Below are 20,322 nucleotides of genomic sequence, written 5' to 3'. Positions count from 1 at the left end.
CCCGAGGTGCGCTCGCCGATCTCCTGGATGACCTGGTAGCCGTGCATGGGCCCCTCGGCGAGGAGGAGCAGGATCGCGGCGCGGATGTCGCCGCGCCCGGCACGACCGCCCGGTCCGCGGCCACCGGGGCCGCGGTGTCCGCGACCGCGCGGGCCGCCGCCGGGGCCACCAGGGCCGGCGCCCGGCCCGCCGCGGTGTCCGCGGGGGCCGCGGCCCTCGAAGCGGTCGTCGAAGCGCTCGTCGTGGCCGTGGTGGCCCGGGTGGCCCGGGTGGTCGTGATGGTCGTGCCCGTCAGGACGGGCGGACCCGTCAGGACGACCGGCACGGTCAGGACCGGCCCCGTCGGGTCGTCCGCCGCGGCCGCCGCGCGGGCCACCGGGGAAGTCAGCGTCGGGTCCGAAGCCCTCGGGCTGGGGGAAGTCGTCGCGTCGGCGACGGGGTCGGCCCCCGAAGGGGTCGAAGGCGCCGGCGCGGCCGGAGCGGTCGCGGGGCGGGCGGGAAGAGTCTGGGTGCTGATGGGGGGTACGCATGGGGTGTCTCCTGACGAGTCCGTGTGTCTGTGGGGGCCCCTCCGCAGGGGCATGCCGAGCGATGGGCTCGGGGGACGGGTGCCGGCGGGTTCTCGTCGGTCCTCCGACGGGTCCTCGGCCTGGCATCCGGGTCGTCGACGCTGCGCAGCCTGTGCCGCACTCTCCGCGTCGATGAGTTAAAGATATATCGTTGACGTATCGATAGTCAACCCCGGATCTCGATCGGGTTGCGGAGCCCGCGCGGGAACCGTCCAGGTCGTACAGTGACGGGAAGGCCCCGGGCACTCGCGCCACGGGACCGGCAGTCGCTCAGCAGTCACCGTGCAACGACGCACACCCCGCACCGTCGCACGTCCCACGCCCGCTCCGGACCAGACAGAGGCGCAGATGACGACCAGCACGCCCGGACCCACGCAGGTCCCCCGGCACTACCTGATGTGCCGCCCCACGTACTTCACGGTCAGCTACGAGATCAACCCGTGGATGGACCGCGCCCGCCCGGTCGACACCGCGCTCGCCGTCTCGCAGTGGGAGCGCCTGCGTGACGTCTACCTCGACCTCGGGCACCGCGTCGAGCAGATCGACCCCGAGCCCGGCCTGCCCGACATGGTCTACGCGGCCAACGGCGCTACCGTCGTCGACGGCCTGGTCTACTCGGCCCTGTTCCGCCACCCCGAGCGGGCGCCCGAGGGCCCGGCCTACCTCAAGTGGTTCGCCGACCGCGGGTACGTGACCCACACGGCCGACCACGTCAACGAGGGCGAGGGCGACCTCCTCGTCGCAGGCGACGTCGTCCTGGCCGGGACCGGGTTCCGCACCGAGCGCAGCGCGCACCAGGAGGCAGCCGACCTGTGGGGCCGCGAGGTCGTCACGCTCGAGCTCGTCGACCCGCGCTTCTACCACCTCGACACCGCGCTCGTCGTCCTGCGCGGCAGCGAGGGCGCGCCGCGTGTCGCGCCGGGCGGCACGCCGCCGCCGTTCCTCACTCCCCTGCCCGACGGCGCCGCGCACCCCCTCGACCCGCCGCACCCCGGCGCGGCTCGTGCTGCGGTCGAGGTGCCCGTGGACCTCGCGTACTACCCGCCGGCCTTCTCGCCCGCGTCCCAGGAGCTCCTGGCCGAGCGCTTCCCCGACGCGCACCACGCGACCGAGGCCGACGCCCTGGTGCTCGGCCTCAACGCGGTGAGCGACGGGCGGCACGTCGTCCACGCCCCGGCAGCGACCCACTTCGCGGGCGCCCTCGCCGAGCGCGGCTACGAGACGCTCGCGGTCGACACGTCCGAGCTCCTGCGCGGCGGCGGCGGCGCCAAGTGCTGCACGCTGGAGATCCGCTCGTGAGCGCCCAGAGCCAGACGGCCCCCGCCTCCGCGACCACTGCCGGTGCAGCACCCGACCACCTCGCGCACAACTACCACCCGCTGCCCGTGACCATCGCCACGGGCGAGGGCGCCTGGGTCACCGACGTCGACGGTCGGCGCTACCTCGACCTGCTCGCCGGGTACTCGGCGCTGAACTTCGGGCACCGCCACCCGGCGCTCGTCGAGGCCGCGACCGAGCAGCTCGGGCGCGTGACCCTGACCTCGCGCGCGTTCGACCACGACCTGCTGCACCCGTTCGCGGACCGCCTGACGCAGCTGATCGGTCCGCTGGTCAGGGACGGCGGCCCCGGCGCGACCCCGATGATGGTCCCCATGAACACCGGCGCCGAAGCCGTCGAGACCGCGATCAAGGTCGCCCGCAAGTGGGGCTACGAGGTCAAGGGCGTGCCGGCCGGGCAGGCGAGCATCGTCGTCGGGCACGGGAACTTCCACGGGCGCACCACGACCATCGTGTCGTTCTCCGACGACCCCGACGCGCGGGACGGCTACGACCCGTTCACGCCCGGCTTCCGGCTCGTGCCCTACGGCGACGCCCGCGCCGTTTCGGACGCGATCGACGAGACCACCGTGGCCGTCCTCATGGAGCCGATCCAGGGAGAGTCGGGCGTCGTCGTGCCGCCCGACGACTACTGGCCGACGCTGCGCCGCGTGTGCGACGAGCGCGGCGTCCTGCTGATCGCGGACGAGATCCAGTCAGGACTGGGCCGGACGGGGACCACGCTCGCGTGCGAGCTGTGGGACGTGAGGCCGGACCTCGTGACGCTCGGCAAGGCGCTGGGCGGCGGCGTCGTCCCCGTGTCGGCGGTCGTCGGGCGCAGCGACGTCCTGGGCGTCCTGACGCCCGGCACGCACGGGTCGACGTTCGGCGGCAACCCGCTCGCGTGCGCCGTGGGGCTCGCGGTCGTCGCCCTCCTCGAGACGGGCGAGCACCAGGCCCGGGCACGTGACCTGGGGACGCACCTGCACGCTCGGCTCGCGAGCCTGGTCGACGACGGTCTGCTGACAGGTGTCCGAGGTGTCGGGCTGTGGGCCGGGATCGACCTCGACCCGGCCCGCGGGACGGGCCGCGACCTGTGCGAGGCGCTGCTCGCGCGGGGCGTCCTGGCCAAGGACACGCACGGCTCGACCATCCGTCTGGCCCCCCCGCTCGTCGTCGACCGTCCAGACCTCGACCTCGGGATGGCCGCTCTGCGTGACGCACTGACGCAGCTCGCCGCGGATCGGTAGAGTCCGGAGGGTGACCACTCCTGCCTCTGACACCTCCACCCGCCTCGCCGAGTGGCAGCAGGCCTACACCGACCTGCAGTCCCTCGGCCTGAAGCTCGACCTGACCCGCGGCAAGCCCTCCGCCGAGCAGCTCGACCTCTCCGACGCCCTCCTGGCACTTCCGGGCGCAGGAACGGTCACCGACGCCGACGGCACCGACGTGCGCAACTACGGCGGGCTCGACGGCCTGCCGCAGGTCCGCCGCATCTTCGCCGAGCTCCTCGACGTCCCCGTCGCCCAGCTCCTCGCGGGCGGCAACGCGAGCCTCACGCTCATGCACGACACGCTCGCGTTCGCCATGCTGTTCGGTCTGCCTGGTTCCGAGCGGCCGTGGTCGCGCGAGGAGAAGGTGCGTTTCGTGTGCCCGGTCCCGGGCTACGACCGCCACTTCGCGCTGTGCGAGGCCTTCGGCATCGAGATGGTCACTGTCCCCATGACGGCCGACGGCCCCGACGCCGAGGCCGTGGCCGCGCTCGTCGCGGACGACCCCACCATCAAGGGCATGTGGGTCGTGCCGACCTACGCCAACCCGGACGGCTCCGTGGTCTCGCGCGAGGTCGCCCAGCGCCTCGTCTCGATGCCCGCTGCGGCCCCGGACTTCCGCATCATGTGGGACAACGCGTACGCGGTGCACCACCTCACCGACGTCGAGACCGAGTCCGCACCCGCCCTGGCCCTGGCGGCCGAGGCCGGGAACCCGGACCGCGTGCTGCTCTACGCGTCGACCTCCAAGATCACGTTCCCCGGCGCGGGCGTCGCCTTCCTGGGTGCGTCCCCCGCCAACGTCGCCTGGTACAAGAAGCACCTCGCGGCCCAGTCGATCGGCCCGGACAAGATCAACCAGCTCCGCCACGCCCAGTTCTTCGGGGACGCCGACGGCGTGCGCGCGCACATGCGCAAGCACCGCGACGTGATCGCCCCCAAGTTCGAGGCCGTCGACACCATCCTGCGCGAGCGCCTGGGAACCGACTCCGGCGCCTCGTGGACCGCGCCGCTCGGCGGATACTTCGTGTCGCTCGACGTCGTCCCCGGGACCGCGGCGCGCGTCGTCCAGCTCGCCAAGGAGGCGGGGATCGCCCTGACTCCCGCGGGCGCGACGTTCCCGTACGGCAAGGACCCCCACGACGCCAACATCCGCCTGGCACCGACCCTGCCCCCGCTCGACGAGGTCCGGGTCGCGATCGACGGCGTCGCGACGTGCGTCCTGCTCGCGGCGGCCGAGAAGGCGGCTGCGGACGCCTGACCTCCTCCTCCCGGAGCTGTCAGGACCAGCGTGACCTCTGGTCCACGCTCGTCCTGACGAGCGCTGCTCCCGACGGGCGCCCCCGGCCCCCGGGCCGGCGGCCGCCCGTCGTCGCATGATGGAGGGATCGCTCGCCGTCGGGTCCCGGGCACACCTGGCCCGCTCGGCGTCCCGGCCGACCCTCGCACCGATGAGTTCCCACGCCCCGGACGGTCGAACACTGGACAGACCCGTGCACCACCCACGACACAGGGAGCACGCATGACCAGCGCACCAGACCTGGCGATCGAGGCCCACGGCCTCGTCAAGCACTTCAAGGAGACCCGGGCCGTCGACGGGATCGACCTCGCCGTCCCGACCGGCACCGTCTACGGCGTCCTGGGCCCCAACGGCGCCGGCAAGACCACCGCCGTCCGCATGCTCACGACGCTCCTGCGCCCCGACGCCGGGACTGCCCACGTCCTGGGCCACGACGTCCTCACCCAGCCCGATGCGGTTCGCTCGCTCGTGGGCCTCACGGGCCAGTACGCGTCGGTCGACGAGGACCTCACCGGCGCCGAGAACCTCATCGTCATCGCGCGCCTGTACGGCTTCTCGACGCTCGCGGCGAAGCGCCGCGCCCTGGACCTCATGGAGGCCTTCGGGATCGCGGAGGCCGCGAACCGGCCCGTCAAGACGTACTCGGGCGGAATGCGCCGCCGCATCGACCTCGCCGCGAGCCTCGTCATGAGCCCGCGCGTGCTGTTCCTCGACGAGCCCACGACCGGCCTCGACCCCCGCAGCCGCAACCAGGTGTGGGACATCGTCCGCGTCCTCGTGGCCGACGGCGCGACCGTCCTGCTCACGACCCAGTACCTCGAGGAGGCCGACCAGCTCGCGGACCGCATCGCGGTGATCGACCACGGCAAGGTCATCGCCGAGGGCACCGCGACCGAGCTCAAGCGCTCGGTCGGCGAGGGGTCGGTGTCCCTGCGGCTCGCCTCGTCGGGCGACCGCGGCCGGGCCGCGGAGATCGTCGAGCGGGTGCTCGGTGCGGAGGTCGTGCTCGCGCAGGACCCGTACGCGTTCTCCGCGCGCGTGCCCGACGACGGCGCGGACCTCGCAGCACAGCTCCTGCCGGCCCTCGCCGAGGCCGGGATCGCGGTACCAGAGTTCACGCTGGGGCAGCCGAGCCTCGACGAGGTGTTCCTGGCGCTCACGGGCCAGCCGGTCGACGAGGACGAGCAGACCGACCACGAGGAGGTGGCCTGATGGCCGCGACACAGACCGAGGTGATCACGACCCCGGAGGCGCAGGTCCTCCGCGCGGCGATCGCGATCGACCAGCACCCGACACGGCCCTCGCCGCTCGCGAACACCTTCACGTTCGCGTGGCGCGCGCTGCTCAAGATCAAGCACGTTCCCGAGCAGCTCTTCGACGTCACCCTGACGCCGATCATCTTCACGCTCATGTTCACGTACCTGTTCGGCGGCGCGATCGCCGGGGACCCGGAGACGTACCTGCAGTACCTGCTGCCCGGGATCCTGGTGCAGACCGTCCTGATCATCACGGTGTACACGGGCTTCACGCTCAACACCGACATCACCAAGGGAGTGTTCGACCGGTTCCGCTCGCTGCCCATCTGGCGCCCGGCCCCGATCGTGGGGGCGCTCCTGGGCGACACGGTCCGCTACACGATCGCGTCGGCGATCACGGTCGGGCTGGGGCTGGCGATCGGTTTCCGGCCCGACGGCGGCGTGGTCGGCGTCCTCCTGGCCGTGGCGCTGCTGCTGGTCTTCGCGTTCGCGATCAGCTGGATCTTCACGATCCTGGGCCTCGTCATGCGCACGCCCAACGCCGTGATGGGCGTCTCGATGCTGGTCCTCATGCCGCTGACCTTCGCGTCGAACATCTTCGTGAACCCCGACACGATGCCCTCGGGGCTCAAGGCCTGGGCCGAGATCAACCCGGTGAGCCACCTGGCCACCGCGGTGCGCGCCCTCATGGCCGGCACGGCGACGTTCGACCAGATCGGGTGGGTGCTGCTGGCCTCGGTCGTGCTCACGGCGATCTTCGCGCCGATCACGATGCACCTGTACCGGACGCGCAACTGAACCTGCGCGCCCCCCGACGTGTCAGGGCGGGCGTGACCCTGAGGTCACGCCCGCCCTGACAGGTTGCGGAACGGTCGTCAGCCGGCCTGGTCGTCGGCCGCGGGGGCCTTGTCGTCCTCGCAGCGCTTGGTCACGACCATCACGGGGCACGCCGAGTGGTGCAGCACGGCCTGGCTCGTGGACCCGAGGAGCAGGCCGGTGAAGCCTCCGCGACCCCGCGACCCGACGACGATGAGGTCCGACGCGGTGGAGAACTCCGTGAGCAGCTCGGCGCCGGTGCCGTCCAGGACGATGCGCTTGATCGTCACGTCGGGGTTCTCGGCCTCGTGGCGGTCCACGATGACGTTGAGCCCCTCGGTGATGTCGTCGAGCACCTGCTGGTGGTCGATCGAGGCGGGCAGCCACGCGAGGAGCCCTGCACCGGCGCCCACGGGGACTCCAGCCACGGCGACGAGCTCGGCCCCCCACGCCCGGGCCTGCTTGATCGCGTGGCGCAGCGCGATGTCGGCCGACGGCGACCCGTCGACGCCGACCACGATCCGCTTGAGGGGGTTCACGGCAGGGAGCTCCGTGTTGTCGTCCGGTCCGCTCTTGAGCGGCACGACGACCGTGGGGCACCTCGAGTGGGCGGGCAGCGCCGACGACACGGTGCCCAGGAGACGCTCGGTGAAGCCGCCACGCCCTCGCGTACCGACCACGACCAGGCCGTAGTCCTTCGAGAGCTCGACGAGCACTCCTGCGGCGTCCCCGGTGGCGATCGCCGCGGTGGTCCTGACACCTGCCGCCTCGGCCCGCTGGGTGGCCTCGGCGAGGACCGCCTTGGCCCCTTCCTGGATCGCGGTGTCGTCCAGGGCCGCGTAGCCGCCGTCGAGCGAAGCCGCGGTGAAGGACGGGAGGGAGTACGAGCACACGATGTGCAGGGGCCATCCGACCTGGCGCGCGTACGCGGCCGCCCAGTCCAGCGCGTGCAGGCTGGGGGTCGATCCGTCGACGCCGACGAGCACGATCTCCGCACGGGTCATGGTTCCGTCTCCTTCCGAGGGCAAACGTCCATCCTGAGACAAACCTATCGAAAGAACTGGCAAAGTCACACCGGCGCGCGCACACCGAGGACGGGGCGGACGCAGAGAACCCCGCCCCTCTGCACGCAGCAGAAGGACGGGGTTCTCGGCCGGTTCGCGGAAGCTCTTCCGCTGTTCCGGGTGGTCTCAGGCGACGCGGATGAACGTCGGGTTCGACTGCCAGATCTGGCGGACCTGGATGGTCTTGCCGGGGCGCGGTGCGTCGATCTGCATGCCGTCGCCGGCGTAGATCGAGATGTGACCGGGGGTCCAGATGAGGTCGCCCGGCTGGGCGTCGGCGGCCGACACCTTGGTGCCGACGCCGCCCTGAGCGCTCGAGGTGCGCGGCAGGCTGATGCCGGCCTGGGCGAAGACGTACTGGGTGAAGCCCGAGCAGTCGAAGCCGTCGGGCGAGGTGCCGCCGTAGACGTAGGGGACGCCCACGTAGCGGGTGGCGATCGAGACGATCGCGGAGCCGGCGGCCGAGGCCGGAACCTGGACGGGCGCGGCCTTCTCGGTCGTCGCGGTGGTCGCGCTGGACGCCGCGGTCGAGGTGCGCTGGTTGGAGCGCGACGGGGTCTGCGTGGCGCGCGTCTCGACGACTCGCTCGACGACGGGCTCCGGTGCGGGGGTCACGGCGACGGCCGCGCTCTCGATCGCGAAGCCGGCCTCGGCGGCGACCGTGACGGCCGGCGCGGACTCGAGCGCGGCGCGGGCCTGAGCCGTGAGCGCGTTCAGGTCGACGGTGTTGAGCTTGGTCGAGTCCTGCTCGACCGGTGCTGCGTTGGCAGCCGTACCGCCCAGCATCGAGACGATGAGTCCCGACGAGGCAGCGACGACAGCGGTGCGGCGGCCGACGGAGGAAGCCGTCGCCGCCGAAGCAAGGGTGGAAAGCGGGCGTCGTGCTGCACGATGGCGTGCGCCGTTCGTCACTGCGTTCACTAGTTACCTCTCCTGGACGCCTGCGAGGTCAGCTGTCGGGTTCGGGTGGGAGAATCACCCGGCCGTCCGGACCGAGGTCCTTCTGGCTTCACCCCAAGGGCACCGTTGCCGGTACCCGAATTTGGGTCCCCCGTCCCTGTCAGCGGGTCGTGGTGTTCCTCTCGCGGTGACAGGGTTAGGCGTTCCGCGCGAGGGCTTCGACGAATGAGTCTTCCGTGAAGCAGAACCGACCGTACAGGACCGCTCGGAGAATGTCACGTTCCCATCACGACGAGCTCGCAGACCGTGCCGGACCAGGACGAACCACCCCGGGCACAGCGCCGCCCCCGTGCCAGCCGGAGCGGCGGCACGGGGGCGGCGTCGGCCGTGGTGCGCCCTGTCAGGGTGCCGTGACGAAGATGTGGCGAGCGACGTCGTCGGGCAGGTCAAGAACCGTCTCCGCGCCCTCCGCGGACACCGTGAACGACCCGGCCTCCGGCGTGACCGCGACCTCCTGGCGGGGCAGGATGCCGGCGGCCGCGAGGCGCGCGAGCAGGTCCGTGTCCGTCTGGAGGGGCTCCGCGATGCGCTGCACGACGACGCGCAGCTCGCCCGGCGCGCGCCCCGCACGGTCCGCGGCGGCCACGTAGGTCGGCAGCGACACGACGCCGTCGAGGTACTCGATCTCCTGGATCTGCTCGCCCAGCTCCGACAGGCCCGGGATGGGGTTGCCGTACGGGTCGTAGTGCGGGTGGTCGAGCAGGCCGATGAGGCGCTTCTCCACGAGCTCGCTCATCACGTGCTCCCACCGGCAGGCCTCGACGTGCACGAACTCCCAGTCGAGCTTGATGACGTCGGTCAGGAGGCGCTCGGCGAGGCGGTGCTTGCGCATGACGCGCTGCGCCTTGGCGTGGCCGTCGGGGGTGAGCTCGAGGTGACGGTCGCCCGTCACCACGACCAGACCGTCACGCTCCATGCGCGCCACCGTCTGGGAGACGGTGGGCCCCGAGTGGCCGAGACGCTCCGCGATGCGCGCGCGCAGAGGGACGATCCCCTCCTCGTCGAGCTCGTAGATGGTCTTCAGATACATCTCGGTGGTGTCGATCAGGTCGGTCACGTCGCGCTCCTGTCGCTTGGGGGCTTGGGGGCACCTGCCGCACCGGCGGGCCGCTGACCACTAGTTTAGGTCCGAGCCACCGACATTGTGGACGGCGAGCGGTGTTCGCGCCAGGCCGGACTATCGTTGGCCCGTGCCTGAGCCCACCCAGATCACCGTCCCCCCGAACCTGCTGCCCAGCGACGGCCGCTTCGGCTGCGGTCCCTCCAAGGTCCGTGAGGCGCAGGTCCGCGCACTCACGGAGGCGGGGACGTCCTTGCTGGGGACCTCTCACCGCCAGGCACCCGTCAAGTCGCTGGTCGGTCGGATCAGGTCCGGCCTGGCCGAGCTCTTCGACGCCCCGGAGGGCTACGAGGTCGTCCTGGGCAACGGCGGTTCGTCAGCGTTCTGGGACGTCGCGACGCTGTGCCTGGTGCGCGAGCGCGCCCAGCACGCCGCGTTCGGCGAGTTCGGCGCCAAGTTCGCGACCGCGACGACGCGCGCCCCTTTCCTGGCGCCCTCGCAGGTGATCACCGCTCCCCCCGGGTCGGTGGCCGTCCCCGAGGCCGCGGACGGGATCGACGTCTACGCCTGGCCCCACAACGAGACCTCCACCGGGGCCATGGCCCCCGTGCGCCGCGTCCCGGGCTCGCGCGAGCAGGGCGCGCTCACCCTGGTCGACGCGACGTCGGGCGCGGGCGCCCTCCCGGTCGACCTCGCGGAGACCGACGTGTACTACTTCGCGCCCCAGAAGGTCTTCGGGTCCGACGGCGGGCTGTGGGTCGCGATCATGTCGCCCGACGCCGTCGCGCGCGCCCAGGAGATCGAGTCGGGCGACCGCTGGGTCCCCGAGTTCCTCTCGCTCGGCGCGGCGATCACGAACTCGCGCCAGGACCAGACCCTCAACACCCCGGCCGTCGCGACGCTCGTGACGTTCGCCGAGCAGGTGGACTGGCTCAACGAGCAGGGGGGCCTCGCGTGGGCGAGCGAGCGGTCCGCGACGTCGGCCCGGACCCTGTACTCGTGGGCCGAGTCCCGCGACTGGGCCACCCCCTTCGTGGCACGCCCCGAGGACCGGTCCACCGTCGTCGGGACGATCGACCTCGACGAGTCGATCGACGCGACGCAGGTCATCACCGCACTGCGCGCCAACGGGATCCTCGATGTGTTCCCGTACCGCAAGCTCGGGCGCAACCAGCTCCGCATCGGGATGTTCCCGGCGATCGAGCCCACCGACGTCGAGCTGCTCACGCGCAGCATCGACTTCGTGGTCGACGCGCTGGTCTGACCCCGCGGCTCAGGCGGCCGACGCGGCGTCCTCGGCGTCGTCCACACCGAGCCGACGGCGCGTCTCGCTGCGTGCGTTGCGCTCCTTGGGGGTCCCGCCCTCGGGGTAGGTGACCACGAGGTGCGGGCGTCGGGTCACGCGGTAGCTGACGGTGAACTTCCAGTTCCGCATGGCCCAGATCGCGGCCCCGACGGAGACCAGGAGCGCCGTGATGGAACCGATCCCGATCGCCCAGCGCGGCCCGTAGGCCTCGGCGATCCAGCCGACGATCGGCGCGCCGACGGGCGTCGCGCCCAGGAACACGATCATGTACAGGGACATGACGCGCCCGCGCATGACGGGGTCGGTCGTCATCTGGATGGTCGTGTTGGCCGCGGTCATCATGGTCAGCGACATGAAGCCCACGGGGATGCAGGCGATCGCGAAGGTCGTGTAGCTCGGCATGAGCGCCATGACCCCGGTCGCGATCGCGAAGCCGAAGGCCGACCCGATCACGAGCCGCACGCGCGGCCGCTCCCGCCGGGCCGCCATGAGCGCACCGGTGAGCGACCCGATCGCGAGGATCGAGCCGAGCATGCCGTACTCCCCCGCGCCCATCCCGAACTCGACGCGCGCCATCATCGCGGACGTCAGCTGGAAGTTGAGCCCGAACGTCGACACGACGCTCAGCACGACCATGATCACGATGATGTCCGAGCGGCCGCGCACGTACCGGATGCCCTCGCGGATCTGCCCCTTCTCGCGCGAGGCGCTCGGCAGCCTGTGCATCTCGCGGGTGCGCATGCGCGAGAGCGCGAGGATGGTCGCGCCGAAGCTGATGCCGTTGATGATGAAGACCCAGCCGGTGCCCACCGCGGCGATCAGCAGGCCGGCGACGCCGGGGCCGATGAGGCGGGCCGCGTTGAACGAGGCGCTGTTGAGGCCCACCGCGTTGGACAGCTTGTCGCTGGGCACCATCTCGGCGACGAACGTCTGGCGCACCGGTCCGTCGAGCGCGGAGACGCACCCGAGCGCGAGCGCGAAGCCGTAGACGTGCCACAGCTCGACGTGCCCCGACAGGACGAGGGCACCGAGGCCGAGCGCGAGCACACCCGAGGCGCCCTGCGTGGCCATGAGCATCTTGCGGCGCGGCAGGCGGTCCGCGAGGACGCCCGCCCAGGCGGACAGCGCGAGGACGGGCGCGAACTGCAGGGCAGTGATGACGCCGACGGCGACGCCGGAGTTCGCCGTCAGGACGGTCAGGACGAGCCAGTCCTGCGCGATGCGCTGCATCCAGGTGCCGATGTTCGCGACGAGCGCGGACCCGAACCAGAGGCGGTAGTTGAAGTACTTGAGGGAGGAGAACGTCGCGCTCATCGGGCGGCGATCCGGGTCAACAGGTCACTGGCGCGGGCCAAGGTCTCTCTTTCGTCGGGGGTCAGGCTGATCAGCTGCTGGGTGAGCCATGCGTCGCGGCGCCGTCGGGTCTCCTTGACCTCGAGCACGCCGGCCTCGGTGAGGGCCACGACGACCTGGCGCTTGTCCGTCGGGTGCTCGAGCTTGTGGACGAGGCCGAGCTCGACGAGCGCGTTCACGGTGCGCGTCATGGACGGCGGCCGGATGCGCTCGTGGGTCGCGAGCGCGCCGGGGGTCATCTCGCCGTGCTTGTGGAGCACGGTCAGGACACCGAACTGGCCCTCGGGCAGGTCGGCACCTCCGCGCTGCGAGCGCAGGGCGCGCGAGACGCGGGTGAGGGCGATGCGCAGGTCGCCACCGAGGGTCGCGGGCCGACACTGCGCCTTCGTGGGGGACGAGGGCGTGGACTGTTCCGCGGGAGGCACATCGTTACCTTAACTCATTACCTTAGGTAAGGAAAGGGTCCGGGTGGGGTGAGAACGCTCCCGGGCGGAGATCCGAGACGTCCCGAACGTCCGCTATGGTGTGCGCCGTGCATCAGGAACTCACCCTCGCCGAGACGCTTCACCTCCTCGGCCTCATGGGCCGCAATCTGCCGTCGTTCATCACGTCCGTCTCGGGGCGCGACGACGCGCTCGACCTCGTCGCGGAGCCGCGCCAGGTCAAGCGCCTCCCCGCGCCCCTCAAGCTCGCGACGCGCCTCGCACCCACCGTCCGCGCGACGCTCCGCGTGATCGACGTGACCGACGGCGTCGCGACCTTCTCCGTGGAGGCGAGCGCAGGCGGCCTGCCCGCACACAAGCTCCTCGGGCTCGCCGCGAGCCGGATCGAGGCCGTCGTCGCCGCCAAGGGGCTGCCCGCCGGCTCCGTGCGCGTCCTGCCCGACGCAAGGATCGCGCTCGACGTCCAGCGCCTCCTCCAGGCCCGCTACCCCGGCACCCGCGTCGCCGGCATGACCTTCAGGAACGGCCTCGTCGTGCTCGACGGCGCCGCAGCCTGACGGACCGCCCCGCAGCCCCTCGCCCCGGAGCGACGCCCTGTCGCTCAGCGGCGGGGCGACGCCGTCGCTCGGTCGAGCAGGTCGAGGAAGGACCGGTAGTACTCCTCGACGTAGTGCACCGGCGAACGACCCCACCTGTGGTCGGGGTCGCCCACCACGAGGTGCGCCGGCACACGCACGAACTGGTGCGGCGCAAGGTCCAGCCGCAGCCGCCCGTACATGTACTCGAGCAGGTGGTTCGCCTCGGCCGACGCCTGGTAGTCGAACCGGGTCCCGTCGGCACACAGCTCGGCCCAGCGCGCCTGGTGCACGACGATGCGCTCCACCAGGCCGGCCGCCCGTGCCTCGGCCATGAATCGACGACGACCGGCCTCCCAGGCCATCAGGAAGTCGACGGACCCGGGGGCGACGCGGTGGAGCTCGGGCGAGAGTCCCCCGGCGCGGAGGAGCTCGGCCGACGGCGTCCCGACGCCGGCGCGGTCGTCCACCAGGATCCCGAACCGCTCGTCGACGAGGTCGACGACGATCACGTCCGCCTGCACCGTGGGCATCGCCCGCCAGAACGTCTTGGTCAGATCCCGTTCGACCATGCGCCGCTGGAAGGCCGACGGGATGACCGCGGTGTCGACCCCCTCCAGGCCGTGGTCGGCGAAGGCGCTCGCGAGCGAGCTGCGCGCGTAGTAGTCGGCGAGCCGAAACCTCGGCTCGCCCGGCAACGCGAAGGCGTCACGGGTGACACAGCTGCCGTGGATCAGGACCGTACGAGCACCGGCACCGGAAGGTACCGCGTGTTCGGTCACTTCACCGTGGGTGGGAGCACCGCGAGCTCTGCCTTGTGCTCCTCGACGAACGGCGCCGCCGTGTCGGTCGCGAAGGACGCCATGAGCGGGTCGAGCAGCTCTCGGTTCAGCACGACGATCGACTGCCCGTCGGCGGAGCGCCCCGTGCCGTTGTGCGGCGCGGTGAGGAAGACGACGTCGTTGGTCGACAGGCCGCGCGCGCTCATGTAGAGGGCCTGGATCCGATCCATGGTCAGCCCCTCGTCGACCGCCACGGACTCGCTGAACGCCTTGAAGAAGGACGTCATCATCGGCACGTCGTTACGGTTGTTGTTGACCTTCGCGAGGATCGATCGCATCCAGTTCTGCTGGCGCTGCGCGCGGCCGAAGTCGCCGTTGGCCAGACCGTGGCGCTGGCGCGTGTAGGCGAGGGCCTCCTCGCCGGACATGTTGTGCACACCCGCCGTGAACTGGACCTTCTTCCCGTCACCGATGTCCTCGGGGATGCGGATCAGCACGCCGCCCAGAGCATCGGTGAGCGTCGTGAAGGACGTGAAGTCGGTCAGTGCGAAGTGGTCGATCCGCACACCCGTGAGCTGCTCGACGGTCTCGATCATGAGGGCCGGCCCGCCGTAGGAGAAGGCCGCGTTGATCTTGGCCTCGCCGTGCCCGGGGATCGGCACCCAGCTGTCGCGCGGGAACGAGACGACCTGTGCCGACTTCCTGTCCGCCGGCAGGTGGACGAGCATGATCGCGTCGGTGCGCTGGGCACCGGCCTGCCACTGCGAGGGATCGCCCGCCGAGATCCGGCTGTCCGAGCCGAGGACGAGGATGTTGACCGCTTCGTTGGAGGCATCGGGGTTCGTCGGCGCCGGCGCCGGACGGTCCTTGATGTCCGCGAAGGGGTCGGCGAGCTTCTCGATGTTCTGGTCGAGGCTCTGCCGGAACGCGACGACCGCGGCGAAGCCCCCGAGGCAGATCACGGCGACCAGGGCACCCAGGACGATGAGGGTGGTCCTCGTCCTGTTCTTGCGCTTGCGCACGTGACGACGGCCAGGGCTCACGTCGCGCGGATCAGGGGTGGACTCGGTCCCGACCGGGAGCTGCTCGTTGCCAGACACGGTTGCATCCTAAGGTACCCGGCGATCGCTCGGGCCCGGAATCCCGCCCTTCGCGCACCTCTTCACCCCCTGAGCAGCACGGGTGTTTCGTTCGGACACCCACCACAGCGATAGAATGTGGAGGTTTAGCGAGAGAACGTGGGACTTCCGTACGCCATTTCGCCCGATACGTGAAGGCGAGCGGGCTGTGCCGACCGATGTCCTCCCACACTGCCGAGGGAAATCAGGGGGACATGGACCGCCGCCGCACGAGGGGAGCGCTCCGCGCGCGACGGAAGCCGTCGTCGGGGCATCACGTCCTCCTGGTGACCCATCACTACGCCCCCGAGACCGGTGCGCCGCAGCGCCGTTGGGGGGCTCTCGTCGCCCGGTTCGTCAGTGCGGGTGTCGACGTGAGCGTGCTGACCCCCCCTCCGCACTACCCGTCGGGCACCCTCGCTCCGGGCTCCGCCGAGCTGCGCCCGGGGACCGTCTCCCGCGGCGCGCACGGTGAGCGCATCATCCGGGTGCACTACCGGGAGCACACGACCGGCCTGGTCTCACGCACCGCGGACCACCTGGTGGCCGCCATCAGCTCGATCGGGCTGGGTCTGCGGCGCCTGCGCCGGCGCACCCACCGCCCGACCGTCGTGATCGGGACCGTGCCCGGGATCCCGAGCATGTTCGCGGCCTGGGCGCTCGCGCGGATCTTCCGCGCGGCCCTGGTGGTCGAGATGCGCGACGCCTGGCCCGACCTCATCCGGCCGAGCGGGATCATGACCGGTTCGCTCGCCCAGCGCCGTCCCGGTCGCGCCTTCGCGACGACGCTCGCCCACCGGGTCATCACGCGGTTGCAGTCGCGCGCGGACCTGGTGGTGACCACGACGGAGACGTTCGCCGACGTCCTCCGTTCCCGTGGTGCCCGCAACGTCGCGGTCGTGCGCAACGGCACGGCCTTCCCCGTGGTCAGCCGTCCCGTAGTGGTGCCGGGGACCGACCTCGAGCCGCGGCCGTTCCGCGTCGTCTACGCAGGCACGCTCGGCAGGTCACAGGGTCTCGAGGTCGCGGTGCGTGCCGCTGCGGTGGTCGAGTCGCGCGGGCTGCCGATCGAGGTCCGGATCGTCGGAGCAGGCAACGACGCGGCACAGCTCGCAGCACTCGCTCGTTCGTTGGGAGCGCCGGTGACGGTCGGGCCGCCGATCCCCCACACCGAGATCGAGGCCCTGTACGAGTGGGCGGACACCCTCGTGGTCTCGCTCCGTGACTGGGAGCCCTTCCAGTGGACCGTGCCCTCGAAGCTGTACGAGGTCATGGCCTCGGGGCACCACGTCACCGCGTGCGTCGCGGGAGAGTCGGCCGAGCTCGTCCTCGCGCTCGAGGCGGGGGACGTCGTGCCACCCGGGGACGTCGAGGCGCTGGCGAACCTCTGGGCCGGCTATGCGGAGTCCGGGGTCGCCCCCGTCGCGAGCCGTGCCGCCAGCGCGTGGGTCGCGATCCATGCGAACGACGACGTCCTCGCCGCGACGTACCTCGCCCTGCTCGACGACCTGGCCCGATGAGCCGCCCGTCCGCCGTGCGGGACCTCACCCGCAACGTCCGGTTCGCCCTGTCCTTCGGGACGCGCGCGCTCGTCGACGACCCGGTCTGGCTCCTGATCCAGGCCGTGCGGCGCTCCCCCGCCCGGGTCCGGGCCGGCGCCGTGCGCGCCCTGGGCCTGGCACCGTCCCCGTCGGCGCCGCGCGCTCTCTCGCGCTACCTCGCGGGCGACTCCGCCGGTGCTGCCGACGAGTCGACCCGACTCCTCGAGTCGTCCGGCGGGCGGTCGCGGATCGGGGGCGAGGTGGCCGTCGCCGTCGGGCGTCCCGACCTTCTGGACGCTTTCCCCTCCCCCGGACCTGCGCACCTGCGCGCCTTGTGGCAGCGGGGCGACGTCGCTGCCCTGCGCGCGGCACGGGCGTCGGGCCGCGCCGAGCGCCGCGTCCTCGCGAGCCTGCTGGGTCAGGTCGACGCCCTCGCGCCGCGCGCGGAGGTCGCACCCCGCGAGCGACCTGCCGCCTCTCCCGGCCCGACGGCGACGCTCGCCGTGCTGCACCACCTCACCAACTCGTTGCCGCACACCCAGAGCGGGTACACCCTGCGCAGCCACGCGGTCCTCACGGCCCAGCGGGACGCGGGGATGCGGGTCGAAGCCACCACCCGGGCCGGCTACCCGGTGACCATCGGGTCGTTGACCGCCCGGGGGGTCGACGTCGTCGACGGGATCCCGTACCGACGACTGATCCCGTCCAGGCTGCCGAACGATCCCGCCCGACGGTTCGCGGACGCGACCGACCTGCTCGTCCGGTCCGCGGAGGACTTCGCCCCCGACCTCCTGCACACCACGACCCCCGGGACCAACGGGGACGTCACCCGCGCAGCGGCGCGACGCCTGGGGATCCCGTGGGTCTACGAGGTGCGCGGCCTGCCCGAGGAGACCTGGGTCGCCTCGCACGGGACGCCCGAGGCCCGCGAGGCCGCGGAGCGCTCCGAGCGCCGGGCGTTGCTCCGCGCCAAGGAGACCGAGCTCGCGACGTCCGCGGACGCCGTCGTGACCCTGAGCGCGACCATGCGCGACGAGCTCGTCTCCCGCGGCGTACCGGCCGAGCGGATCTCGGTCGTGCCGAACGCCGTGCGGTCCTCGCTCCTGTCGGAGCACCCGGCCCCCGACGCCGCCCGGGCGGCGCTGGGGCTGCCCGAGGCCGCGTTCGTCGTCGGCACCGTGAGCAGCCTCGTCGGGTACGAGGGGCACGACACGATCCTGCGCGCCGTCGCGCTCCTCCGGCAGCGAGGCGTCGACGCGACCGCGCTCGTCGTGGGCGACGGCGTCTCCCGGCCCTCGCTCGTGCGCCTCGCCGACGAGCTGGGGCTGGGCGCGCACGCGATCCTCCCGGGACGGGTGCCGCACGAGCAGGCCTCCCTCTACATGGCGGCGCTCGACGTGTTCCTCGTGCCGCGCCGCGACGACCGCGTGACACGGCTGGTCACGCCGCTCAAGCCCGTCGAGGCCATGGCGATCGGCAGGCCCGTGGTCGCGAGCGACCTGCCCGCTCTCGCCGAGGTGCTCGACGCTCCCCGTGGCGGCCTCCTCGTCGCCCCGGACGACGTCGACGCATGGGCCGACACGATCGAGTCGCTGCACCACGACGCGGCACTCGCGGAGGAGCTCGTCACCCGAGGTCGAGCACTCGCGAGCGAGCGCACCTGGGCGAAGAACGCGGACGCATACCGGAGCATCTACCGACGTTGCCTAGGATTCGCCTCATGACCGCAGCATCGAAGGCCCCGACGACCGGGCAGACGGAGGGGAAGGCCAGCCCCGCGGATCTCTACGCGATGCTCTTCCAGGGGCCCGAGACCAAGATCGAGGTCATCTCGGCAGGGCGCCTGACGCGGGTCGGAGCACGGCCACCGCTCGGCGAGTACGTCTCCCAGCTCTGGGGCCGGCGCCACTTCCTGTGGGCCGACGCCCGGGCCAAGGTCACGAGCGGTACCCGGGAGACACTGCTCGGCACGGCGTGGCTCGTGCTCAAGCCGGTTCTGGACGGGCTCACGTACTTCCTGATCTTCGGGCTGCTGCTCAAGTCCTCGCGGGGGATCGAGAACTTCCTGGGTTACCTGATCGTCGGGGTCTTCCTCTTCGCCTTCACGACGCGTTGCGTCACGGGCGGTGCCCGCTCCATCACCGCCGGGCGGAACCTCATCCGTGCGTTCGCGTTTCCCCGAGCCGCGCTCCCCATCTCCGTCATCCTGCGCGAGATGCTCAACATGGTTCCGGTCCTCGGGGCGATGGTCGCGATCCTCCTCGTCCTGCCGCCGACCGAGGCCATCACATGGCGGGTGCTGCTGGTCCCTGGGGTGCTGGCGCTCCAGGTGGTCTTCTGCACCGGGCTCGCACTGCTGCTCGCGCGCGCAGCCGCCAAGGTCCCCGACCTCAACCAGCTCATCTCGTTCGCGATGCGGCTGTGGCTCTACGGTTCGGCGGTCTTCTTCTCCTACGAGCGGTTCATCGACCACCCGACCGTCCTGTCGCTCATGGAGGCCAACCCCATGTTCATGGTGCTGGACATGGTGCGCGACTGTCTCCTCTATGGCGAGACCCCGGCCGGCTCGATGTGGCTCGCCCTGAGTGCGTGGGCGTTCGGCACCGTGATCGTGGGCTTCCTGGTGTTCTGGCAGGGGGAGGAATCGTATGGTCGCCTCTGACCCGTTCGCCACGGCCACGGTCGCGGTCCAGGACGTCCACGTGCGATACCGCGTCCCGTCGACGGACGCGGCCGAGCGGCGGCGCTCCAACCGGCTGACCCGCGCGGCAAGGACGCTGATGGGGCGTCAGCCCATGGTCATCGTCCGCGCGCTCGCCGGCATCTCCTTCGTCGCCCGGTCCGGTGAGCAGATCGGCATCGTCGGTCAGAACGGGTCGGGCAAGAGCACCCTGCTGCGGATCATCGCCGGGCTCGAGAAGCCTGCACGCGGCCAGGTGCTCGCCGAGAGCAGCCCCGTCCTGATCGGCGTCAACGCGGCCCTCGTCCCCGACCTCTCCGGTGAGCAGAACGTCAGGCTCGGCTGCCTCGCCATGGGACTCTCCCCCGAGGAGACCGCCCTGGCGGTGCCCGACGTCATCCGGCTCGCCGGACTCGGCAAGTCGATCTACCTCCCCATGAAGACGTACTCGTCCGGCATGGGGTCCCGTCTCCGCTTCGCCATCGCGACGGCGGCGAACCCGGACATCCTGCTGATCGACGAGGCGCTCGCCACGGGTGACGCCGCGTTCAAGGAGCGTAGCGAGGTGCGGATGGAGAAGCTCCGTGAGAACGCCGGAACCGTCTTCCTGGTGAGCCACGCCGCACAGACCATCGAGGAGACGTGCACCCGCGCGATCTGGCTCAACCACGGTCGCCTCATCCTGGACGGCCCCGCCGAGGACGTCGCCCTGCGCTACCGCAAGTGGGCGTGGGCGATCGCCAAGGACAAGCCCGAAGAAGCCAAAACCATCATCGAAGAAGCGCTCCGAGAGCGCGAGGACACCTTCGTCAAGATCGAAGAGCCACCGGGGAAGTTCTACACCCCACGCCACGTCCGAGGGCAGCGGAAGAGCACCCGAGACACAGAAGAGAGCAGGTAGCGGTGCGCCC

At 71.6% G+C, this 20,322-nt stretch carries 18 protein-coding genes, 1 pseudogene and 1 riboswitch; of the genes and pseudogenes, 11 read left to right on the top strand and 8 right to left on the bottom strand.

The window, feature by feature from the left end; genetic code table 11:
- Nucleotides 1-530 (bottom strand): annotated as a pseudogene (locus tag H9652_RS19790) (PadR family transcriptional regulator); the annotation flags it as partial.
- Nucleotides 531-917: 387 nt separating this feature from the next.
- Here H9652_RS19790 and H9652_RS11160 point away from each other — a divergent pair.
- The 5 genes from H9652_RS11160 to H9652_RS11140 all read left to right on the top strand — a co-directional run bounded on the left by H9652_RS11160 (nucleotide 918) and on the right by H9652_RS11140 (nucleotide 6,511).
- Entirely contained in the window at nucleotides 918-1,868 is a 951-nt protein-coding gene (locus H9652_RS11160; RefSeq protein ID WP_191796300.1) for a dimethylarginine dimethylaminohydrolase family protein, read from the top strand.
- On the top strand, nucleotides 1,865-3,136 hold the full coding sequence (rocD, locus tag H9652_RS11155) for an ornithine--oxo-acid transaminase (RefSeq protein ID WP_191796299.1): 1,272 nt from the start codon (nucleotides 1,865-1,867) through the stop codon (nucleotides 3,134-3,136). Before H9652_RS11160 ends, rocD begins: the two co-directional genes overlap by 4 nt.
- A gap of 10 nt (nucleotides 3,137-3,146) precedes the next feature.
- Nucleotides 3,147-4,418, top strand: a complete 1,272-nt coding sequence (locus H9652_RS11150; protein WP_318244125.1) for an aminotransferase class I/II-fold pyridoxal phosphate-dependent enzyme — start codon at nucleotides 3,147-3,149, stop codon at nucleotides 4,416-4,418.
- A gap of 261 nt (nucleotides 4,419-4,679) precedes the next feature.
- Nucleotides 4,680-5,669 carry an ATP-binding cassette domain-containing protein gene (locus H9652_RS11145; protein WP_191796298.1) on the top strand — a complete coding sequence of 330 codons (990 nt, stop codon included), beginning with the start codon at nucleotides 4,680-4,682 and terminating at the stop codon, nucleotides 5,667-5,669.
- Nucleotides 5,669-6,511, top strand: coding sequence for an ABC transporter permease (locus H9652_RS11140; protein ID WP_191796297.1), 843 nt, complete (start codon nucleotides 5,669-5,671; stop codon nucleotides 6,509-6,511). Before H9652_RS11145 ends, H9652_RS11140 begins: the two co-directional genes overlap by 1 nt.
- Nucleotides 6,512-6,588: 77 nt before the next feature.
- Here the strand turns inward: H9652_RS11140 and H9652_RS11135 are convergent, their stop codons facing one another.
- From H9652_RS11135 to H9652_RS11125, 3 genes are all read right to left on the bottom strand, one after another.
- Nucleotides 6,589-7,533, bottom strand: coding sequence for a universal stress protein (locus H9652_RS11135; protein WP_191796296.1), 945 nt, complete (start codon nucleotides 7,531-7,533; stop codon nucleotides 6,589-6,591).
- 186 nt (nucleotides 7,534-7,719) lie between these two features.
- The gene (locus tag H9652_RS11130; protein ID WP_225228085.1) at nucleotides 7,720-8,379 is read right to left on the bottom strand and encodes a C40 family peptidase; all 660 of its coding nucleotides are present in this window, start codon (nucleotides 8,377-8,379) and stop codon (nucleotides 7,720-7,722) included.
- Nucleotides 8,380-8,516: 137 nt separating this feature from the next.
- A riboswitch (cyclic di-AMP (ydaO/yuaA leader) is annotated at nucleotides 8,517-8,679 on the bottom strand.
- A gap of 214 nt (nucleotides 8,680-8,893) precedes the next feature.
- On the bottom strand, nucleotides 8,894-9,610 hold the full coding sequence (locus tag H9652_RS11125) for a metal-dependent transcriptional regulator (RefSeq protein ID WP_191796295.1): 717 nt from the start codon (nucleotides 9,608-9,610) through the stop codon (nucleotides 8,894-8,896).
- A gap of 133 nt (nucleotides 9,611-9,743) precedes the next feature.
- Between H9652_RS11125 and serC the strand changes: the two genes are divergently transcribed.
- On the top strand, nucleotides 9,744-10,877 hold the full coding sequence (gene serC / locus H9652_RS11120; protein ID WP_318244124.1) for a phosphoserine transaminase: 1,134 nt from the start codon (nucleotides 9,744-9,746) through the stop codon (nucleotides 10,875-10,877).
- Between the two features lie 9 nt (nucleotides 10,878-10,886).
- Here the strand turns inward: serC and H9652_RS11115 are convergent, their stop codons facing one another.
- Both H9652_RS11115 and H9652_RS11110 read right to left on the bottom strand, forming a co-directional pair.
- The gene (locus H9652_RS11115; protein ID WP_191796294.1) at nucleotides 10,887-12,233 is read right to left on the bottom strand and encodes an MFS transporter; all 1,347 of its coding nucleotides are present in this window, start codon (nucleotides 12,231-12,233) and stop codon (nucleotides 10,887-10,889) included.
- On the bottom strand, nucleotides 12,230-12,697 hold the full coding sequence (locus H9652_RS11110; protein ID WP_191796293.1) for a MarR family winged helix-turn-helix transcriptional regulator: 468 nt from the start codon (nucleotides 12,695-12,697) through the stop codon (nucleotides 12,230-12,232). Before H9652_RS11110 ends, H9652_RS11115 begins: the two co-directional genes overlap by 4 nt.
- Nucleotides 12,698-12,804: 107 nt before the next feature.
- Between H9652_RS11110 and H9652_RS11105 the strand changes: the two genes are divergently transcribed.
- Nucleotides 12,805-13,272 carry a hypothetical protein gene (locus H9652_RS11105; RefSeq protein ID WP_191796292.1) on the top strand — a complete coding sequence of 156 codons (468 nt, stop codon included), beginning with the start codon at nucleotides 12,805-12,807 and terminating at the stop codon, nucleotides 13,270-13,272.
- A gap of 44 nt (nucleotides 13,273-13,316) precedes the next feature.
- Here H9652_RS11105 and H9652_RS11100 read toward each other — a convergent pair whose 3' ends face one another.
- Nucleotides 13,317-14,072 carry a DUF6270 domain-containing protein gene (locus H9652_RS11100; protein WP_191796291.1) on the bottom strand — a complete coding sequence of 252 codons (756 nt, stop codon included), beginning with the start codon at nucleotides 14,070-14,072 and terminating at the stop codon, nucleotides 13,317-13,319.
- Nucleotides 14,069-15,172: an LCP family protein gene (locus H9652_RS11095; protein ID WP_318244123.1), complete on the bottom strand. Its 1,104-nt coding sequence runs from the start codon at nucleotides 15,170-15,172 to the stop codon at nucleotides 14,069-14,071. The genes H9652_RS11100 and H9652_RS11095 overlap by 4 nt, the downstream gene beginning before the upstream one ends.
- A 305-nt stretch (nucleotides 15,173-15,477) precedes the next feature.
- Between H9652_RS11095 and H9652_RS11090 the strand changes: the two genes are divergently transcribed.
- From H9652_RS11090 to H9652_RS11075, 4 genes are read left to right on the top strand one after another with little or no spacing between them, the layout of a single operon-like run.
- Nucleotides 15,478-16,710: a glycosyltransferase family 4 protein gene (locus H9652_RS11090; protein WP_318244122.1), complete on the top strand. Its 1,233-nt coding sequence runs from the start codon at nucleotides 15,478-15,480 to the stop codon at nucleotides 16,708-16,710.
- Nucleotides 16,707-18,455, top strand: coding sequence for a glycosyltransferase family 4 protein (locus H9652_RS11085; protein ID WP_191796290.1), 1,749 nt, complete (start codon nucleotides 16,707-16,709; stop codon nucleotides 18,453-18,455). The genes H9652_RS11090 and H9652_RS11085 overlap by 4 nt, the downstream gene beginning before the upstream one ends.
- On the top strand, nucleotides 18,452-19,393 hold the full coding sequence (locus tag H9652_RS11080) for an ABC transporter permease (RefSeq protein ID WP_225228084.1): 942 nt from the start codon (nucleotides 18,452-18,454) through the stop codon (nucleotides 19,391-19,393). Before H9652_RS11085 ends, H9652_RS11080 begins: the two co-directional genes overlap by 4 nt.
- Nucleotides 19,380-20,312: an ABC transporter ATP-binding protein gene (locus H9652_RS11075; protein ID WP_138822978.1), complete on the top strand. Its 933-nt coding sequence runs from the start codon at nucleotides 19,380-19,382 to the stop codon at nucleotides 20,310-20,312. Before H9652_RS11080 ends, H9652_RS11075 begins: the two co-directional genes overlap by 14 nt.
- The last annotated feature ends 10 nt before the right edge of the window (nucleotides 20,313-20,322 follow it).

Origin of the sequence: Oerskovia rustica, assembly GCF_014836555.1 — a bacterium.
Taxonomy (GTDB): domain Bacteria; phylum Actinomycetota; class Actinomycetes; order Actinomycetales; family Cellulomonadaceae; genus Oerskovia; species Oerskovia rustica.
The sequence above is the reverse complement of the archived record's forward strand: the minus strand, read 5'-3'. Positions and strand labels throughout refer to the sequence as shown.